Source organism: Pseudomonas sp. HY13-MNA-CIBAN-0226, assembly GCF_040310305.1.
In the GTDB taxonomy this organism is placed as follows: Bacteria; Pseudomonadota; Gammaproteobacteria; order Pseudomonadales; family Pseudomonadaceae; genus Aquipseudomonas; species Aquipseudomonas gregormendelii.
On record NZ_JBEOPS010000508.1, the window covers coordinates 1 to 246 of the forward strand.

General features: G+C 56.1%; 1 protein-coding gene. It reads left to right on the plus strand.

Annotated elements, in window-relative coordinates; translation table 11 throughout:
* Nucleotides 1-246: nucleotidyl transferase AbiEii/AbiGii toxin family protein (locus AAEZ05_RS29700; RefSeq protein WP_350650219.1), on the plus strand; the 246-nt coding region annotated here is incomplete at both ends.

Consider the following 246-nt stretch of genomic DNA (forward strand, 5'->3'; position numbering starts at 1 on the left):
GCGCGGGACTGCCCTGCAGCCGCTGGAACGTGACGTAGTGCCGTTGGTCGAGGATGAGGTTGGTTTCGCCTCGATAGCGGTGGTGTCCTTGCCCGACCTCTACGGCGGTAAAATTTGCGCTGCACTGGATCGGCAACACCCAAGAGACCTTTTCGATCTGATGTTGATGCTTCGAGAAGAAGGGCTGACACGCGAAATTTTTGAGGGCTTCTTGGTGTATTTGATCAGTCATGGGCGGCCTATGGC